The following is an 18,483-nucleotide window of genomic DNA, read 5'->3' on the forward strand; positions in this document are numbered from 1 at the left end:
CGATATCAGGCCAGTTTCTTGTGACGTACCCGGTGTGGCTGGGCAGCCGCTTCGCCAAGACGCTTTTTGCGATCGGCTTCGTACTCGGTGTAGTTACCTTCGAAGAAGATCGCTTGCGAATCGTCTTCGTACGCCAGGATGTGCGTCGCCACGCGGTCAAGGAACCACCGATCGTGAGAGATCACAATCGCAGCGCCCGGGAAGTCCAGCAGGGCTTCTTCCAGGGAACGCAGGGTTTCAACGTCGAGGTCGTTGGACGGTTCGTCGAGCAGCAAGACGTTACCGCCCTCCTTCAGGGTCAGCGCCAGGTGCAGACGACCGCGCTCACCACCGGACAAGTCCTTGACGAACTTCTGCTGGTCGCCGCCCTTGAAGTTGAAGCGACCGACATAAGTACGCGACGGAATCTCGTAGCTGCCGATGCGGATCTGGTCGGAACCGTCGGAAATCTGCTGGAACACAGTCTTGCTGCCATCCAGGTCATCGCGGCTCTGATCGACGCAGGCCAGTTGCACGGTTTCGCCGACTTCGATGCTGCCCGAATCCGGTGTTTCCTTGCCCATCAGCATGCGGAACAGGGTCGACTTACCGGCACCGTTACCGCCGATCACGCCAACAATGGCACCCTTCGGCATCGAGAACGACAGGTTGTCGATCAGCACGCGATCGCCGTAGCCCTTGCTGACGTTCTTGAACTCGATGACCTTGTCGCCCAGGCGCGGACCGGCCGGGATGTAGATCTCGTTGGTTTCGCTGCGCTTCTGGAATTCCTGCGATTGCATTTCTTCGAAGCGTTGCAGACGTGCCTTGGATTTCGACTGGCGGGCTTTCGCGCCTTTGCGCACCCACTCCAGTTCTTCCTTCATGGCTTTTTCGTGAGCCGACTGCTGCTTGGATTCAGCGGCCAGACGATCGGATTTGGCTTCGAGCCAACCCGAGTAGTTGCCTTCGTACGGAATACCCGCGCCACGGTCGAGTTCGAGAATCCAGCCGGCGACGTTGTCGAGGAAGTACCGGTCGTGCGTGATCGCAACCACGGTGCCCGGGAAGTCGTGCAGGAAGTGCTCCAGCCACGCCACGGAATCGGCGTCCAAGTGGTTGGTCGGTTCGTCGAGCAGCAGCATGTCCGGGGCGGACAGCAGCAGACGGCACAGGGCCACACGACGCTTTTCACCACCGGACAGGTGTTCTACTTTGGCGTCCCAGGCCGGCAGACGCAGCGCATCGGCGGCGACTTCCAGTTGGCGCTCAAGGTTATGACCGTCGCTGGCCTGCAGGATCGCTTCGAGTTTGGCTTGTTCGGCGGCCAGTTTGTCGAAGTCCGCATCCGGGTCAGCGTAAGCGGCGTAGACCTCGTCCAGACGCGCTTGCGCATCCTTGATCACGCTGACCGCTTCCTCGACCACTTCACGCACGGTCTTGGTTGGGTCAAGTTGCGGCTCTTGCGGCAGATAACCGATGTTCAGGTCCGGCATCGGACGGGCTTCGCCCTCGAACTCGGTATCGACGCCAGCCATGATTTTCAGCAGCGTGGACTTACCCGAACCGTTGAGGCCGAGCACGCCGATCTTGGCGCCGGGGAAGAACGACAGCGAAATGTTTTTGAGGATTTCCCGCTTCGGCGGAACAACTTTGCCCAGCCGATGCATGGTGAAGACGTATTGAGCCATGGAGAACCTTGGGTCAGTGACAGATGAATGATTGCAGCGCGGGCGATGCCCGGCCAGACCATGCGCGTCGTTCACTTGATGGTTATCAATGCGTGCGCGCTGAAAAAGTCTGAGTCTAGGAGCTGGACCAGACACTGTTAAAACGTAACGAGCAAAGGAAAGACAAGGCGAAAACAGAGGACGCGGAGTTTACGGGTTGTAAATGAGCAGTCCGAGCCTGTTTTCAACGCAGTATTTCCAAGCGCAGTAGTTTTAACAGTGTCTGGGCTCCCGCGTAACCGGCAAAGCTACCTGAATGACCGGTGGCAGTCCAGCCGAGCGGGGCTGGCACTTCGCCACAACTCAAGGCATGCTAGCCGCCCTTTGGGCGTCCGGCTTATAGTGCACGTCGCGCCAGTCCAGCCAGACCGCAGGATTACAGCTTGTCCAATGTCACTCCGCCAGCTTCTGTGAGCAGCACCCAACCGGCGCCCGGCTCGTCCCTGCGCGGTACATTAAAGGGTGCGCTGGCGACGCTCGTGCTTTTGTTGCTGGCGTTGCTGTTCTGGCAACTGCTCGATCAATTGCGCGAAACCCAGAAAAACCAGCGTCAGTACACCATCGATTACACCGCCGACCTCGCCTCGCAGGTCAGCCTGAACATGGCGCTCAACGCGCAAATCGCCCTCAACCTGCTACCGATCGTCGAACAACCGCAATCAGCCGACGAACAGCAGGCGCTGCTGCGCAAGCTCCAGCAGTCGTTGCCCGACCTGCGCAGCATTGCGTTGCTCAGCCCTTCCGGGCGAATCATCAACGACAGCGCCGTCGACAGTCACGATGCCGACTACCTGACGGAACTGGTGCGCCGCAGCCGCGCCCAGGCGCACTATTTCAGTAACGCCGATGACGGCTCGATGGTGCATCTGTTGCTGCATCAGGCCAGCGGTAGTACGCGCGGCTATTGGGCCTTGCGCCTGACCCCGACCTTCTTCGACTCGCTGACCAAACAGGGTGACACTGGCCTGCGTCCTTTGTGGCTGGTGGAAAATCGCATCAACCATCAGATCATCAGCCGCGACGAAGCGCTGCCCTCGGCCAAGCCCGGTGTGCTGAGCCCGGACGATCTGGCCAACACCGTGCTGACCGTACCGCTAAGCAGCAGCGACTGGCAGTTGCGCGGCCTGTTCGACCGCCAGCGCGTGCTCGAAGAATTGCTCCCGGCGTTTATCGGCAAATGCCTGTTGGGCCTGGCGTTCTCAATGCTGCCGGTGATTGCGCTGTTGAACATGCGCCGCCGCCAGCGGCAATTGCACGAGGGTCGCCGGCGCTACCAGGACATTTTCGAAGGCACCGGTGTGGCGTTGTGCGTGCTGGACCTGTCCGGTTTGAAGCAGGTGTTCGACAGGGCGCAGATCCAGACCAGCGATCAACTCAAGGCCTGGCTCGACCAGCCGCAGCAGCGCCAGCAACTGCTGCAGGAACTGCGCGTCACCGAGGTCAACCAGGTCGCGTTGCAACTGCTCAACGTCAACTCTTGCGAGCACGCCTGGCAACTGTTGATCGATGGCCATCCGCACCGTCAGTGCGCCATCGGCAATCAAGTGCTCGACGCCGTGCTGCAGCAACAAAAGCAGCTGGAACTGGAAATCAAACTGCCGGACATCAATGGCCGCGACCAGCACCTGTGGATGGTATTGCGCCTGCCGACCGAGCAGCACGACTACAAAGCGGTGATCCTCAGTATCAACGACATCACCAGCCGCAAGCTGATCGAACTGTCGCTGCTGGAGCGCGAAGGTTTCTGGTCGGACGTGGTGCGCACCGTGCCGGATCATCTGTATGTGCAGGACGTGATCAGCCAGCGGATGATTTTCAGCAACCACCACCTCGGGCAGACCCTCGGCTACAACCGCACCGAATTGCACCAGATGGGCGAGTACTTCTGGGAAATTCTCCTGCACCCGGAAGATGCCGATTACTACCATCGCTCGCGCCAGTTGCAGCGCCACGCCGGTTACAGCCAGTTGCTGCAATGTCAGCTGCGCTTCCGTCATCGCGATGGCAAATGGCGGCGTTTCGACATTCGTGAACAGGCCCTGGCCCGGGACAAGCACGATCAAGTCACGCGGATCATCGGCGTGGCCAAGGACATCACCGAGCAGATCGAAGCCAGCGAATCCCTGCGCGACAGCGAGCAGCGCTACCGCATGCTCGCCGAAAGCATCAGCGACGTGATTTTCTCCACCGACAGCAAGCTCTCGCTGAACTACGTCAGCCCGTCGGTGCAGGCTGTGCTGGGGTACGACGCCGAGTGGATTTTTCAGAACGGCTGGCAATCGACCATCGCCAACCCGCAGCAACTGAGCGGCATCTACACGCTGATGGATCGGGTCAGCAAGGCGTTGGACAAACCCGAACAACTGGCGATGTTGCGCAGTCAGGTGCAGACGCAAATGTTCCTGTTCGATTGCCTGCGCGCCGACGGCCGCAAGATCCCGATCGAACTGCGTCTGGTATTGGTCTGGGACGAGCACGGCGGTTTCGAGGGCGTACTCGGTGTCGGCCGCGACATCAGCCAGCAGCGCCGCGCCGAAAAAGATCTGCGCATGGCCGCCACGGTTTTCGAGCACTCGACCTCGGCGATCCTGATCACCGACCCGGCCGGTTACATCGTCCAGGCCAACGAAGCGTTCAGCCGGGTCAGTGGTTACGCCGTGAGCGAAGTACTCGACCAATTGCCGAACATGCTCACCGTTGATGAACAGCAGGACGCGCACCTGCGTTACGTGATCAAGCAATTGCACGAGCACAACACGTGGGAAGGCGAAGTCTGGATGAAACGCCGTAACGGCGAGCATTACCCCGCGTGGGTCGGCATCACCGCCGTGCTCGACGACGAGGGTGATCTGGCCAGTTACGTGTGTTTCTTCAGCGACATCAGCGAGCGCAAGGCCAGCGAGCAGCGCATTCACCGCCTCGCCTACTACGACGCCCTGACCCATTTGCCGAACCGCACGCTGTTCCAGGATCGCCTGCACACCGCGCTGCAATCGGCCGAACGGCAGAAGTCGTGGGTGGTGCTGATGTTCCTCGATCTCGACCGCTTCAAACCGATCAACGACTCCCTCGGCCACGCCGCCGGCGACCGCATGCTCAAAGACATGGCCACGCGCCTGCTGGCCTGCGTCGACGATGACGACACCGTGGCGCGCATGGGCGGCGACGAATTCACTTTACTGCTGCAACATCGCTCCAGCCGCGAAATGGCGCTGAACCGGGCGATTCATGTCGCCGAACAGATTCTCGGCAGCCTGGTGCGGCCGTTCGTGCTCGAAGGCCGCGAGTTCTTCGTCACCGCCAGTATCGGCATTGCCCTGAGTCCACAGGACGGCAACGAACTCAGCCAGTTGATGAAGAACGCCGACACCGCGATGTACCACGCCAAGGAACGCGGCAAGAACAACTTCCAGTTCTATCAGGCCGACATGAACGCCAGTGCGCTCGAGCGTCTGGAGCTGGAAAGCGACTTGCGCCACGCCCTGGAACAAAACGAATTCGTCCTGTATTACCAGCCGCAATTCAGCGGCGACGGCAAACGCCTGACCGGCGCCGAAGCGCTGTTGCGCTGGCGTCATCCACGTCGTGGCCTGGTGCCGCCGGGGGATTTCATTCCGGTGCTGGAAGAGCTCGGGTTGGTGGTGGACGTTGGCGACTGGGTGATCAGCGAGGCGTGCCGTCAACTGAAGACCTGGCACCAGAACCGCGTGCGTGTACCGAAAGTGTCGGTAAACATCTCGGCGCGGCAATTCTCCGATGGCCAGCTCGGCACGCGGATCGCCACCATCCTGCGTGAAACCGGCCTGCCGCCGGCGTGTCTGGAACTGGAGCTGACCGAAAGTATTTTGATGCGCGAAGTCAGCGAAGCGATGCAGATTCTTGCCGGCCTGAAAAACCTTGGCCTGAGCATCGCAGTCGATGACTTCGGCACCGGTTACTCATCGCTGAATTACCTCAAGCAATTCCCGATCGACGTGCTGAAGATCGACCGCACGTTCGTCGATGGCTTGCCGTCCGGTGAGCAGGACGCGCAGATCGCCCGGGCGATCATCGCCATGGCGCACAGCCTCAATCTGGCGGTGATCGCCGAGGGTGTGGAAACCCATGAGCAACTGGACTTCCTGCGTGAGCATGGCTGCGATGAGGTTCAGGGCTATCTGTTCGGGCGGCCGATGCCGGCGGGGCGGTTTGAGGCGCAGTTCAGCAATGATGCGCTCTTCATGTTTGATTGATGGAGCTAACAGCTCCGATCAATCAAACATGAAGAAAGCTGCAAGCTTCAAGTAGCGAGCGACAAGCAAGAGCGAATCGGCTTTTACTTGCCGCTTGTGGCTTGCTGCTTGAAGCCCGCTTATCCACAACCTGATTGTGTTTCATAGCCCTTCTAAAAGCGGTTGGGTTAGAATGCCCCCCTTTTCTGCCCCCGATCCTTGAGGACCGCCATGTTCAGCCGTGATTTGACTATTGCCAAGTACGACGCCGACCTTTTTGCCGCCATGGAGCAAGAAGCTCAGCGCCAGGAAGAACACATTGAGCTGATCGCTTCGGAAAACTACACCAGCCCAGCGGTGATGGAAGCTCAAGGCTCGGTCCTGACCAACAAGTACGCTGAAGGCTATCCAGGCAAGCGTTACTACGGTGGTTGCGAGTACGTCGACATCGTTGAACAACTGGCCATCGACCGCGCCAAAGAGCTGTTCGGCGCCGATTACGCCAACGTTCAGCCGCACGCCGGTTCGCAAGCCAACGCTGCTGTTTACCTGGCCCTGCTGCAAGGTGGCGACACCATTCTGGGCATGAGCCTGGCCCACGGCGGTCACCTGACCCACGGCGCCAGCGTTTCCTCCTCCGGCAAGCTGTACAACGCTGTGCAGTACGGCATCGACGCCAACGGCCTGATCGACTACGACGAAGTCGAGCGTCTGGCGGTTGAGCACAAGCCGAAAATGATCGTGGCCGGTTTCTCTGCCTACTCGCAGATTCTCGACTTCCCACGCTTCCGCGCCATCGCTGACAAGGTTGGCGCTTACCTGTTCGTCGACATGGCTCACGTAGCCGGTCTGGTTGCCGCTGGTGTTTACCCGAACCCGGTGCCTTTCGCTGACGTCGTGACCACCACCACGCACAAGACCCTGCGCGGTCCACGTGGCGGCCTGATCCTGGCTCGCGCCAACGCCGACATCGAGAAGAAGCTGAACTCCGCAGTATTCCCGGGCGCCCAGGGTGGCCCGCTGGAGCACGTGATCGCCGCTAAAGCGATCTGCTTCAAGGAAGCGCTGCAGCCAGAGTTCAAGGCCTACCAGGAACAAGTGGTGCTGAACGCCCAGGCCATGGCCGAAGTGTTCATCGAGCGCGGTTTCGACGTGGTTTCCGGCGGTACTAAAAACCACCTGTTCCTGCTGTCGCTGATCAAGCAGGACATCTCCGGTAAAGACGCCGACGCCGCTCTGGGCAAAGCGTTCATCACCGTGAACAAGAACTCCGTGCCAAACGATCCACGCTCGCCGTTCGTCACTTCCGGCCTGCGCTTTGGTACTCCGGCTGTGACCACTCGCGGCTTCAAGCAAGCCGAGTGCAAAGAGCTGGCCGGCTGGATCTGCGACATCCTGGCTGACCTGAACAACGAAGCGGTGATCGACGCCGTTCGTGAGAAAGTCAAAGCCATCTGCAAAAAACTGCCGGTGTACGGCGCTTGATGCGACGTTAAATCCGCAGCATCAAAAACCGGCCAAGTGATTGGCCGGTTTTTTTTCGCCCCGATTTTTTTCAAACGCCTGAACCGCTCAAGAATGGGACTTGCCGCACAACTGGTCAGACCGGTCATGCCAATTCGTCAATTTTCACTTGCGATGTCTAAAAAACAGCGCCTAGACTGCACCCGCACTGGACATACCGGTAAGACCACAATAATTAAGTCCTGAATCTGAGCGTGCAAGCGCCAGCAGCCAGGACACCGACCAGGATTCCTCCCATGCTCAGATGGTGCTCGCGTTCAATCTTCCTCCAAGTGGTTCTCGGACTGATGCTCGGCATCGTCTGCGGGCTGACCCTTCCTGAATACTCGGCCCAGCTCAAACCGCTCGGCGACGGCTTCATCAAACTGATCAAGATGCTCATCGGCCTCATCGTGTTCTGCGTGGTGGTCAGCGGCATCAGCGGCGCGGGCGATCTGAAGAAGGTCGGGCGCATCGGCCTCAAGTCGGTGATCTACTTCGAAGTGCTGACCACCATCGCGCTGGTGATCGGTCTAATCTTCGCCTTCAGCACCGGGATCGGCAGCGGCGCGAATATCCATCTCGAGCAACTGTCTGCAGCCGACATGGGCGATCTCGCCGAACGCAGCCAGCACATGCACACCACCACGCAGTTCCTGATGGACCTGATCCCGACTTCGGTGATCGGCGCCTTTGCCGACAACAACATCCTGCAGGTGCTGCTGTTCTCGGTACTGTTCGGCAGCGCGTTGAATCTGGTCGGTGAAGCGGCTTCCGGGATCTCGCGCCTGATCAACGAACTGAGCCACGTGATCTTCCGCATCATGGGCATGATCGTGCGTCTGGCACCGATCGGCGTGTTCGGCGCCATCGCCTTCACCACCAGCAAATATGGCCTCGATTCCCTGCAGCATCTGGGTAGTCTGGTCGGCTTGTTCTACCTGACCTGCATCGCGTTCGTCAGTGTGATTCTCGGTCTGGTGATGCGTGCCTCCGGCCTGCGCATGTGGCCGCTGTTGAAGTACCTGCGTGAAGAGCTGTTGATCGTCATGGGCACGGCGTCCTCCGACGCGGTGCTGCCGCAGATCATGCGTAAACTTGAGCACCTGGGCATCGGCAGCTCGACCGTGGGCCTGGTGATTCCAACCGGCTACTCGTTCAACCTCGACGGTTTCTCGATCTACCTGACCCTGGCCATTGTCTTCATTGCCAACGCCACCGGCACGCCGCTGGCCATGACTGACCTGCTGACGATTCTGCTGGTGTCGCTGATTACCTCCAAAGGCGCCCACGGTATTCCCGGCTCGGCACTGGTGATTCTGGCGGCCACGCTGACGGCAATTCCGGCGATCCCGGTGGTCGGTCTGGTACTCGTGCTCGCGGTGGACTGGTTCATGGGCATCGGCCGGGCACTCACCAATCTCATCGGCAACTGCGTCGCCACCGTCGCCATCGCCCGTTGGGAAAAAGACATCGACGTGCAACGCGCCAACAAAGTACTCAGCGGTCAGCAGGGCTACACCTTTCAACCGCGTAAAGCAGCAACTCCGGCGCACCAGCAGGAGTTCTGATTTCAACCCTGCAGGCGCTGCCGCAAGCGACGATCTTTTGATCCCGGTTTGCGGCGCCCCTACAGGCACATGGAGCAAGACAAGTGATTACCACATCAACCGTCGTCAACTCAGTCGTAGAAAAACTCCGCGCCGCCCTCGCCCGTGGGCAGTGGCGCTCCGGCGACATGCTGCCCGGCCAGCGCGAACTGGCCGAACAACTGGGTATCAGCCGACCGAGCCTGCGCGAAGCGGTGATCGTCCTGGAAACCCTGGGTCTGGTGCGTTCGATGCCGGGCAAAGGCGTGGTCGTCCTCGAGGCGCAGCTCAGCGATAGCCAAAGCCACGACAGCGCGGTGGCCGGCGCGAGCCTCGAAGACGTGCTGCAACTGCGCTACACCCTCGAGCCGTTCATCGTTGGCCTGGTCGCGCAATCGATCAGCAGCAAGGAAGTCGGCCAGTTGCGCCTGACGCTGATGGACATGCGCGAAGCCCTCGAAGCCGGCGATAGCGAAGCGGGCGTCAACGCCTACATCGCCTTCCACGAAGAGTTGTTCACCCTGACCTCGAATCCGATTTTCCAGAGCGTGGTGCAGCAGACCAGCAATGCCCTCAAGCAAAGCGCCGAAGTGTTGCGCAACTCCCCGGAACATCTGGCCGAACGCCTTGAAGAAAACGAGGCCGTGGTACGCGCGATCCGTAGCAAGAACAGCGCGCAGGCCAGCGCGGAAATGCGTCGGCACATTCTGCAAGAAGGTCAGCGCATGGGCATCGAACTGAACATTCCGGATGACAACCTGAGTCGCTGATTCCTACAGGAGACAGGCCATGAACAGTTTCGCTTCACCCTCCCATGCCCAGCCGAGCGCCGCACCCCTGCCCTTTTCCCAGTTGCGGGCGCCGGTGGAAGATCTCTATCCGCGCTTGCTGGATGCGATTCTCGAACAGCGTATTGATGCGGACAGCCGTTTTACCGAAGACAGTTTGAAAGAGATGTTCGGCGCCAGTCGTGCGGATGTGCGGCGGGTGCTGACGCAGTTATCCCATGAGCACATCGTGGTGCTACGCGCCAACCATCGCCCGCGCGTGGCAGCACCGAATCTGGAGCAAACGCGGCAGGCTCTGCATGCGCGGCGACTGACCGAAAACACCTTGGTGCGTCTTGCGTGCCAGCGTCCGCAAGCTGACGGTTTCAAGCGCTTGCGCGGACTGATCGAGCGCGAGCGTCAGGCGGTTGAGCAGGATCGGCGTGGTGCGGCGATTCGTCTGTCCGGGGAGTTTCATCTGACGTTGGCGCAGATGGCGGGGAATGCACCGTTAGCGCATTTTCTTGGCAGCCTGGTGCCGCTGACTTCATTGGCGATTGCGCGATGCGAGGGTTCTACGCACAGTTGTTGCGCGTGGCAGGAACATAAAGCGCTGGTTGAGGCGGTGGAGCGTGGCGATGCTTCCAAAGCTGGCATGCTGATGAATCAGCATTTGGATCATCTTGAGCAGACATTGCTGGGTGCAGACATTGAGCATTGTGCTGTCGGTTAGATCGCCTTCGCGAGCAGGCTCGCTCCCACAGTGGACCGCGTTCTGTCAGGAAGAATGCAATTCACTGTGGGAGCGAGCTTGCTCGCGAAGAGGCCATCACTGACAACCAGGATCCATCAGGCAGAAGCGACTTTGGCAAACCCCGCCCGGATCTTCTCTTCCGGCAAATCATCAGCAATAAACACAATCACACTCTCGCGCGCCTCGCCCACGGCCCATTCGGTGTCCCAGTCGAAACCGTAAAGCTTCAACACCCCCTGAAACACCAACCGCCGATCCTCACCCGCGATGTTCAACACGCCTTTGTAACGCAGCAATTGCTTGCCGTGTTCTTCCAGCAACTCATTCATGAATTCACTGAGCTGATCGATATCCAGCGGCTGATCGGTACGCAGCACCAGGCTGGAAATGCGGTCGATAGACGGCGCCTTGCTCACCGGACGCAGGCTCAAGCCACCGCCGAGATCGGCATTCAGGTTGAAGCCGCGCACATCCAGCAGTTCTGCCAGATCGATGTTGCCGTGATCAACCACACGGATCGGCGCGCGACGGTTGATCCGCGTCAGGCGTTCGCCCAGCGCGTTGAACGTGGCCTCGTCGACCAGATCGGTCTTGCTCACCAGCAAGCGGTCGGCAAAACCGATCTGTGCCTGGGCGATAGTCTGGGTCAGGTGCACGTCGGCATGGGCGGCATCGACCAGTGTAATGATGCCGTCGAGCAGGTAACGCTCGCGCAATTCCTCGTCGATGAAAAAGGTCTGCGCGACTGGCGCTGGATCGGCCAGACCGGTGCACTCAATCACCAAACGATCGAAGGCGATTTCGCCGCTGTCCAGCCGTTCGAGCAGCAGATACAAAGCCTTGGTCAGATCAGTGTGAATGGTGCAGCAGACGCAACCATTGGCCAGAGTCATGACTTGCACCGGCTTATCACCCAACAACTGAGTGTCGATACCGGCGTCGCTGAATTCGTTTTCGATCACGGCGATTTTCAGGCCGTGCTCGGCTTTCAGAATGTGGCGCAGCAAAGAGGTCTTGCCGGCACCGAGGAAACCGCTGAGTACCGTGACCGGGATGGGAGAGGACAAACGCTTTCTCCTTCACAAAATGAATGAACAACACAAAAACAAATGTGGGAGCGAGCCTGCTCGCGAAAGCGGTGTGCCAGTCAAATCATTCATCAACTGACACTCCTTATTCGCGAGCAGGCTCGCTCCCACAGGGGATTACCTCAACCGCAGGCTGTCAGCTCAACAGCACTTCGGCCCACCCTTGCCACCGTAACGGGCTTCCTGACGTTCGCGGAAGAACATCTCGTAGCTCATCACCGGTTTGTCCGGGTGCTTGGTTTGCATATGCTCGACGTAGGTGTCGTAGTCGGGCATGCCGACCATCAGGCGCGCGGCCTGACCGAGGTATTTACCGAGGCGACTCAGGTCATTGAACATGGTGCAATCCTCTGGTTACGCATCCGGCAGAGCCTGGAACGGCGATTCTTTGTCCGTACGCTCTTTTTTGCCCCAAGCGGCGATGCCGACTTTAAGCGCATAGAACAGGATGCTAAAGACCACAAACAGGAACAGCGCGGTAAGCGTTGCGTTGGTGTAAGCGTTGAAGATCACGTGCTGCATCTGCTCGACGCTTTTTGCCGGTGCCAGCACCTGACCATTGGCCAATGCATCGCTGTACTTCTTCGCCAGCGACAGGAAGCCGATCGCCGGGTTGGCATCGAACAGTTTGATAAAGCCTGCTGTCGTGGTGCAGATCAGCAGCCAGGTAGCCGGCAGCAGCGTGACCCAGATGTAGCGCTGACGCTTCATTTTGATCAGAACCACGGTGCCGAGCATCAGCGCGATACCGGCCAGCATCTGGTTGGAGATACCGAACAGTGGCCACAGGGTATTGATGCCGCCCAGTGGATCGATCACGCCTTGATAGAGCAACCAGCCCCACATCGCCACACAACCGGCGGTGGCGATCAGGTTGGCAGTCCACGATTCGGTACGTTTCAGCGCCGGAACAAAGGAGCCGAGCAAATCCTGCAGCATGAAACGCCCGGCGCGGGTGCCGGCGTCGACTGCGGTCAGAATGAACAGCGCTTCGAACAGGATCGCGAAGTGGTACCAGAACGCCATGGTGTTTTCACCCGGCAGGACACTGTGCAGGATTTGCGCGATACCGACCGCCAGGGTCGGCGCACCACCGGCACGGGCCAGGATGGTGGTTTCGCCGATGTCATGCGCCACGGCTTGCAGCGCTTCCGGCGTGATCGCAAAGCCCCAGCTGGAGACCACTTGCGCAACCGAAGCGACGTCACTGCCGACCACGGCGGCCGGGCTGTTCATGGCGAAGTACACGCCAGGCTCGATCACCGAAGCAGCAACCATGGCCATGATCGCTACGAACGACTCCATCAGCATGCCGCCATAACCGATGTAACGGGCGTTGGTTTCGTTATCCAGCAGCTTCGGCGTGGTGCCCGAAGAAATCAGTGCGTGGAAACCGGATACCGCACCGCAAGCGATGGTGATGAACAGGAACGGGAACAGACCGCCCTTCCACACCGGGCCAGTGCCATCGACGAACTGGGTCAGCGCGGGCATTTTCAGCTCGGGCATGGTCACCAGAATACCGATCGCCAGGGCAATGATGGTGCCGATCTTGAGGAACGTGGAGAGGTAGTCACGCGGTGCCAGAATCAGCCACACCGGCAGCGATGCTGCAACGAAACCGTAACCGACCAGCATCCAGGTAATCTGCACGCCAGTGAAGGTGAACGCCTTGGCCCACACCGGATCAGCGGCAATCTGCCCACCCAGCCAGATCGAACCGAGCAGCAGCAACACGCCGACCACGGAGATTTCGCCGATGCGGCCCGGGCGGATGTAGCGCATGTAAATGCCCATGAACATCGCGATCGGGATGGTCGCCATCACGGTGAAGATGCCCCACGGGCTCTCGGCCAGCGCTTTAACCACGATCAGCGCCAGCACCGCGAGGATGATGATCATGATCAGGAAGCAGCCGAACAGGGCGATGGTCCCGGGAATGCGGCCCATTTCTTCACGCACCATGTCGCCCAGGGAACGGCCGTTGCGCCGGGTCGACATGAACAGGACCATGAAGTCCTGCACCGCGCCCGCCAGCACCACCCCGGCAATCAGCCACAGCGTGCCGGGCAAATAACCCATCTGCGCCGCCAATACCGGGCCGACCAGAGGTCCGGCGCCAGCAATTGCTGCGAAGTGGTGACCGAAAAGAATGTGTTTGTTGGTCGGCACATAGTCCAGACCATCATTGTTGAGCACGGCGGGGGTGGCCCGACGCGGGTCCAGTTGCATCACATTGTTGGCGATGAACAGACTGTAGTAACGGTACGCAACCAGATAAATGGCCACTGCTGCGACCACGATCCACAAGGCGTTGATCGCCTCGCCGCGGCGCAATGCCACTACGCCCAGGGCGCACGCTCCTACGATTGCCAGCACTAGCCAGGGTAAGTGGCGTAGCAGGCTATTATTATTTTTCATTTTATTATTCCAGCCAGGGTGGACAAGAAAGACAGCCACCCCGAGTTTAGCGCTACTGGCGGTAAAGGCCATACCCCGACATTGGTCTATCTGGCCCGTCTGCGCTGGCACGCACGAACAATGCGGGTCTATAGTCAGCGAACCTTCGGAGGATTGCGCCATGAGCGAGCACCCAGCCAACCGTCGTCGCTTCAAACGTATTGCGTTCGATGCCAGAACCGAGCTGAGTCAGGGCGAGTACATCTGGCCGGTCAAGCTGATCGACCTGTCGCTGAAAGGATTGCTGATAGAGCGGCCAGAGCCGTGGCTGGGGGATGCGCAGAAGGATTTTTTCGTCGACATCCAACTGAGCGATGACGTCGATATCGAGATGGATGTGCACTTGGCCCATGAGGAAAACGGCCAGCTTGGGTTTGTCTGCCGGCATATCAGCCTTGAATCGATCCAGCGCTTGCGGCGCTTGATCGAGCTCAACCTGGCTGACGAAGCCGAGCTGGAACGCGAACTGGGCGCCCTGATCGAAATCTAGCCATCATTACAAATCCCCTGTGGGAGCGAGCCTGCTCGCGAAGACGGTGTGTCATTGAGCAATGATGCCGACTGACACGGCCCCTTCGCGAGCAGGCTCGCTCCCACAGGTCAGGTGTTCACTCAAACAATGCGTCGAGCGCCTGTTCGAGGCGGGTCACGGCAATGATCTGCAAGCCCGGAGGCGATTCCTTCGGCGCATTGCCCTTTGGCACGATCGCTCGCTTGAAACCATGCTTGGCCGCTTCCTTCAACCGTTCCTGTCCACTCGGCACAGGACGCACTTCGCCAGACAAGCCCACTTCGCCGAACACCAACAGATCATGCGGCAACGGACGATTGCGCAAACTCGACATCACCGCCGCCATCAACGCCAGATCCGATGCCGTCTCCAGCACCTTCACCCCACCCACCACGTTGAGGAACACGTCCTGGTCGTGAGTTGGAATCCCGCCATGGCGATGCAAGACCGCCAACAACATCGCCAAACGGTTCTGATCCAGCCCCAGCGTCACCCTTCGCGGGTTGGCCAAATGGCTGTCATCGACCAGCGCCTGCACTTCCACCAGCATCGGCCGGGTGCCTTCCCATGTCGCCATGACCACACTGCCAGGGACTTCTTCCTGCGCACGAGTGAGAAAAATCGCCGAAGGGTTGGAGACTTCTTTCAAACCCTTGTCGGTCATGCCGAACACGCCCAACTCATTGACCGCACCGAAACGGTTTTTCACTGCGCGCAGTAGACGCAAACGTCCATCGGACTCGCCTTCGAAATACAGCACGGTGTCGACCATGTGCTCGAGAACGCGCGGACCGGCGAGCGCGCCTTCCTTGGTGACGTGGCCAACGAGGAAAATCGCCGTGCCGCTCTGCTTGGCATACCGAACCAGCAGCGCCGCACTCTCGCGTACCTGAGAAACGCCGCCGGGCGCCGATTGCAGCTGTTCGGTGAAGATTGTCTGGATCGAGTCGATCACCATCACCTTGGGCTTTTCCTGACGGGCCGTGGCGATGATGGCTTCGATGCAGGTTTCGGTCATCACCCGCAGTTGATCCTGGGGCAAACCGAGACGACGGGCGCGCATGGCCACTTGCTGCTGGGATTCTTCGCCGGTGACATAGAGAGCCGGCATGCTCTTGGCGAGATTGCACAGGGTCTGCAACAGGATGGTCGATTTGCCGATGCCCGGATCACCGCCGATCAGCACCACCGAGCCGTCGACCAGACCGCCGCCAAGGACCCGATCCAGTTCACCGGATGCCGTCGAGAAACGCGGAATCTCTTCGATGCTGACTTCGGCGAGTGTCTTGATCTGCGCCTGCTGGCCGGCCCAACCGGTTCGACCGGCCGGTGCCGCAGCGCCGCCACTTTCGATCATGGTTTCGGTCAGGGTGTTCCAGGCACCGCACTCACCGCACTGCCCGGCCCACTTGGGAAATGTTGCGCCGCATTCGGTGCAGCCGTACATGCGCTTGGCCTTGGCCATCTGAACCCCCGGGGCAAAACCGTGATGATAACGCAGACGTCGCGGCTCAGCGCGGCGCGGCGGTGCGGATCTCGCCGCTGGCCAGACGCGCGGCGCTATTGCCCAACGGATCTTCGGCATTCAGGTCAGCGCCCTTGGCCTTCAGTGCATCGAGCAGTTCCAGACGCTTGAACAATCCGGCGTACATGGCTGCCGTCTGTCCGGCACCGTTGCGTTGATCGGGGCTGCAATCGGTGGCCATCAAGCGTCGGGCGATCTGTAATTCACCTTTGAAAATTGCCCCCATCAGCGCGGTGTTGCCGCGTTGATCCTGCGCGCAGGCATCGGCTCCGGCAGCGAGCAAGTGTTCCACCGCCGGTGCCTGACCGTGATAGGCCGCCAGAATCAGCGCGGTGTAGCCCTTGTCGTCGCGGATGTCGAGGGAATAGCCGGACTCGATGAAGGTATCGAGCATCGGCACATCACCGCGTCGGGCCGCGTCAAAGTAATAGTCTCGCAGTTGGGCCTTGATCGCCTCGGGACTCTGCGTGACCGGTGCCGCCCACGCCCCGGACGACAGGCACGCGGCCAACAGCAAAAGACAGGTTCGCATCAGCATTCTCCTTTAACGGAACGGGGCCTGACTCAGGCCCCGTGTGCTACATCGGCATCAGTCGACCAGTTTGGCCGCCAGCGCCTTGACCCGGCTCAGGTCGCCCTTGGCCACTTCCGTAACGCCGGTGCCGTATTCGGGATCGGCCTTATAAAGGAAGGACAGGATGATGTGCTTGCTCTCGTCATCGGTGCTCGCCAGCGAGCCGCCGAAGCTGTCGATCAAGTCGCGGCGTTCTTTCTTGCTGAACGAGCGATACAAATCGCCCGCCTGCTTGAAGTTCTGCTCACGCTGGATCTTCGCCTGCTGAGTACTGCCCGACAGCGCCAACTGGCTGTAACGCGCGCTGGTCGTCTCTTCGCGCTGTTGCAGACGGCTCGGCTGATAGTTCACACCCGAGTGGCTCGCGCCGAAGTTCATCGCACCGTCCTGATTGCCATTGTTCACGGCAACTTTCGGTGCGTTGATTGGCAATTGCAGGGCATTGGCACCCAGGCGATACATTTGCGTATCGGCATAGGAGAACACTCGACCTTGCAACAAACGGTCTTCGGAAGGCTCGATACCCGGAACAACATTCGCTGGCGCCATGGCCACTTGTTCGGTTTCCTGGAAAACATTTGCCGGATTGCGGTTCAACACCATTTGTCCAACTTTTCGCTCAGGAATACCTGGCCAGATCTTGGTAGCGTCTAATGGATCAAAATCAAACTTGGACAAATCTTGTGGTTTCAGGACTTGAATGTACAAGTCCCATTTCGGGAAGTTACCTTTATTGATGTTACTCACCAGATCATTGGTCATATGACTGTAATCTTGACCCTGAACTTTTGTGACTTGTTTGGGCGTGAGATTGTTAAGTCCCTGCAAGCTTTTCCAGTGAAACTTGACGTAGTGAACTTCGCCCTTGGCGTTGATCAACTTGTAAGCATGTACGCCATTGCCATCCATCTCTCGATAACTGGCGGGAGTTCCCGAGTTCGAATACAACTCCGTCAGCGTACGGGTGGCTTCCGGTACATGGGAGAAGAAGTCGAATCGACGTGAGTCGTCATCAAGGTTCGTCCGAGGATCCGGTTTGAACGCGTGCACCATATCGGGAAACTTGATCGCATCGCGGATGAAAAAGGTCGGGAAGTTGTTGCCCACCAGGTCCCAGTTGCCGTCGGCCGTGTAGAACTTGGTGGCGAAACCGCGTGGATCACGCAGGGTTTCCGGCGAGTGATTACCGTGCACCACAGCAGAGAAGCGCACGAAAACCGGTGTGCTCTGGCCGGCGGCAAAGACCTTGGCCTTACTCAGGTCGCTGAGATCGTTGGTCACCGTGAAGGTGCCATGGGCGCCGGTACCGCGGGCGTGAACGACACGCTCGGGAATGCGTTCACGGTCGAAGCGCTGCAGCTTCTGAATCAGTTGCACGTCCTGCAGCAGCACCGGGCCTTTGGCCCCGGCGGTCTGCGAGTTCTGATTATCGCCAACGGCGGCGCCATTATCGCGGGTCAGGGGCGCGGCGTTGACAGAGAAGGTCAACAGGCTGGCGGTGAGTACACCGAGGGTGCGTCGACGGGGAAAAGCCCCCAGTCCAAGTGTGGAGTTCATATCAGGATCCTCTGGTTATTTTGCGGCGCATCCAGATGCGCCAACCCAAGGCTAGAGGCCTGCGACGTGGAACATAAATAGAAAGAACGTAACGCCATGATTGAGAAAATTGGCTTCCTGATCAGCGGGTTACGGGATATTTCGCGCGCGATTGATGGCACTTTGCAAACTAATCGTCGATTGATGTGTCGATAAAAACGGGCATTGTAAGAAGGTGTTTCGCGCAGGACGCGTT

13 protein-coding genes are annotated in these 18,483 nt (G+C 59.4%); 6 read left to right on the top strand and 7 right to left on the bottom strand.

Translation table 11 applies throughout. The features are described from left to right. Nucleotides 1–5: 5 nt before the first annotated feature. A complete protein-coding gene (gene ettA, locus ACZZ0G_RS07450) occupies nucleotides 6–1,670 on the bottom strand; it encodes an energy-dependent translational throttle protein EttA (RefSeq protein WP_463555757.1) in 1,665 nt (554 codons plus the stop codon). Nucleotides 1,671–2,092: 422 nt separating this feature from the next. Here ettA and morA point away from each other — a divergent pair, with 422 nt between their 5' ends. The 5 genes from morA (at nucleotide 2,093) to ACZZ0G_RS07475 (ending at nucleotide 10,512) form a co-directional block, all read left to right on the top strand. Then, nucleotides 2,093–5,941, top strand: a complete 3,849-nt coding sequence (gene morA / locus ACZZ0G_RS07455; protein WP_463555758.1) for a cyclic di-GMP receptor MorA — start codon at nucleotides 2,093–2,095, stop codon at nucleotides 5,939–5,941. Nucleotides 5,942–6,151: 210 nt separating this feature from the next. Then, nucleotides 6,152–7,405, top strand: a complete 1,254-nt coding sequence (gene glyA / locus ACZZ0G_RS07460; protein ID WP_007909785.1) for a serine hydroxymethyltransferase — start codon at nucleotides 6,152–6,154, stop codon at nucleotides 7,403–7,405. 275 nt (nucleotides 7,406–7,680) lie between these two features. After that, nucleotides 7,681–8,994, top strand: a complete 1,314-nt coding sequence (locus tag ACZZ0G_RS07465) for a C4-dicarboxylate transporter DctA (protein ID WP_463555759.1) — start codon at nucleotides 7,681–7,683, stop codon at nucleotides 8,992–8,994. A gap of 83 nt (nucleotides 8,995–9,077) precedes the next feature. Beyond that, nucleotides 9,078–9,782, top strand: a complete 705-nt coding sequence (locus ACZZ0G_RS07470; protein ID WP_463555760.1) for a FadR/GntR family transcriptional regulator — start codon at nucleotides 9,078–9,080, stop codon at nucleotides 9,780–9,782. 19 nt (nucleotides 9,783–9,801) lie between these two features. After that, nucleotides 9,802–10,512, top strand: a complete 711-nt coding sequence (locus ACZZ0G_RS07475; protein WP_463555761.1) for a GntR family transcriptional regulator — start codon at nucleotides 9,802–9,804, stop codon at nucleotides 10,510–10,512. Between the two features lie 116 nt (nucleotides 10,513–10,628). Here ACZZ0G_RS07475 and yjiA read toward each other — a convergent pair whose 3' ends face one another. The 3 genes from yjiA to ACZZ0G_RS07490 all read right to left on the bottom strand — a co-directional run bounded on the left by yjiA (nucleotide 10,629) and on the right by ACZZ0G_RS07490 (nucleotide 14,042). Then, nucleotides 10,629–11,600: a GTPase gene (gene yjiA / locus ACZZ0G_RS07480; protein WP_463555762.1), complete on the bottom strand. Its 972-nt coding sequence runs from the start codon at nucleotides 11,598–11,600 to the stop codon at nucleotides 10,629–10,631. A gap of 162 nt (nucleotides 11,601–11,762) precedes the next feature. Then, complete coding sequence (locus tag ACZZ0G_RS07485) at nucleotides 11,763–11,960, bottom strand: YbdD/YjiX family protein (protein WP_003228401.1); 198 nt, start codon at nucleotides 11,958–11,960, stop codon at nucleotides 11,763–11,765. A 15-nt stretch (nucleotides 11,961–11,975) separates the two neighbouring features. Then, nucleotides 11,976–14,042: a carbon starvation CstA family protein gene (locus tag ACZZ0G_RS07490; RefSeq protein ID WP_137216693.1), complete on the bottom strand. Its 2,067-nt coding sequence runs from the start codon at nucleotides 14,040–14,042 to the stop codon at nucleotides 11,976–11,978. 160 nt (nucleotides 14,043–14,202) lie between these two features. Between ACZZ0G_RS07490 and ACZZ0G_RS07495 the strand changes: the two genes are divergently transcribed. Next, nucleotides 14,203–14,571: a PilZ domain-containing protein gene (locus ACZZ0G_RS07495; RefSeq protein ID WP_463555763.1), complete on the top strand. Its 369-nt coding sequence runs from the start codon at nucleotides 14,203–14,205 to the stop codon at nucleotides 14,569–14,571. Nucleotides 14,572–14,689: 118 nt separating this feature from the next. Here the strand turns inward: ACZZ0G_RS07495 and radA are convergent, their stop codons facing one another. From radA to katB, 3 genes are read right to left on the bottom strand one after another with little or no spacing between them, the layout of a single operon-like run. After that, a complete protein-coding gene (radA, locus tag ACZZ0G_RS07500) occupies nucleotides 14,690–16,057 on the bottom strand; it encodes a DNA repair protein RadA (RefSeq protein WP_463555764.1) in 1,368 nt (455 codons plus the stop codon). A gap of 46 nt (nucleotides 16,058–16,103) precedes the next feature. Further along, nucleotides 16,104–16,649 carry an ankyrin repeat domain-containing protein gene (locus ACZZ0G_RS07505; protein WP_463555765.1) on the bottom strand — a complete coding sequence of 182 codons (546 nt, stop codon included), beginning with the start codon at nucleotides 16,647–16,649 and terminating at the stop codon, nucleotides 16,104–16,106. Between the two features lie 57 nt (nucleotides 16,650–16,706). Beyond that, a complete protein-coding gene (gene katB, locus ACZZ0G_RS07510) occupies nucleotides 16,707–18,248 on the bottom strand; it encodes a catalase KatB (protein WP_463555766.1) in 1,542 nt (513 codons plus the stop codon). Nucleotides 18,249–18,483 lie beyond the last annotated feature (235 nt).

This window comes from Pseudomonas sp. AC169 (genome assembly GCF_979258515.1).

Excerpts from the sequence above, each read along its gene's own strand:
- ettA (WP_463555757.1), bottom strand. The coding sequence starts at position 1,670 with ATGGCTCAATACGTCTTCACCATGCATCGGCTGGGCAAAGTTGTTCCG.
- glyA (WP_007909785.1), top strand. The coding sequence starts at position 6,152 with ATGTTCAGCCGTGATTTGACTATTGCCAAGTACGACGCCGACCTTTTT.
- ACZZ0G_RS07465 (WP_463555759.1), top strand. The coding sequence starts at position 7,681 with ATGCTCAGATGGTGCTCGCGTTCAATCTTCCTCCAAGTGGTTCTCGGA.
- ACZZ0G_RS07475 (WP_463555761.1), top strand. The coding sequence starts at position 9,802 with ATGAACAGTTTCGCTTCACCCTCCCATGCCCAGCCGAGCGCCGCACCC.
- ACZZ0G_RS07485 (WP_003228401.1), bottom strand. The coding sequence starts at position 11,960 with ATGTTCAATGACCTGAGTCGCCTCGGTAAATACCTCGGTCAGGCCGCG.
- ACZZ0G_RS07490 (WP_137216693.1), bottom strand. The coding sequence starts at position 14,042 with ATGAAAAATAATAATAGCCTGCTACGCCACTTACCCTGGCTAGTGCTG.
- ACZZ0G_RS07495 (WP_463555763.1), top strand. The coding sequence starts at position 14,203 with ATGAGCGAGCACCCAGCCAACCGTCGTCGCTTCAAACGTATTGCGTTC.
- radA (WP_463555764.1), bottom strand. The coding sequence starts at position 16,057 with ATGGCCAAGGCCAAGCGCATGTACGGCTGCACCGAATGCGGCGCAACA.
- ACZZ0G_RS07505 (WP_463555765.1), bottom strand. The coding sequence starts at position 16,649 with ATGCGAACCTGTCTTTTGCTGTTGGCCGCGTGCCTGTCGTCCGGGGCG.
- katB (WP_463555766.1), bottom strand. The coding sequence starts at position 18,248 with ATGAACTCCACACTTGGACTGGGGGCTTTTCCCCGTCGACGCACCCTC.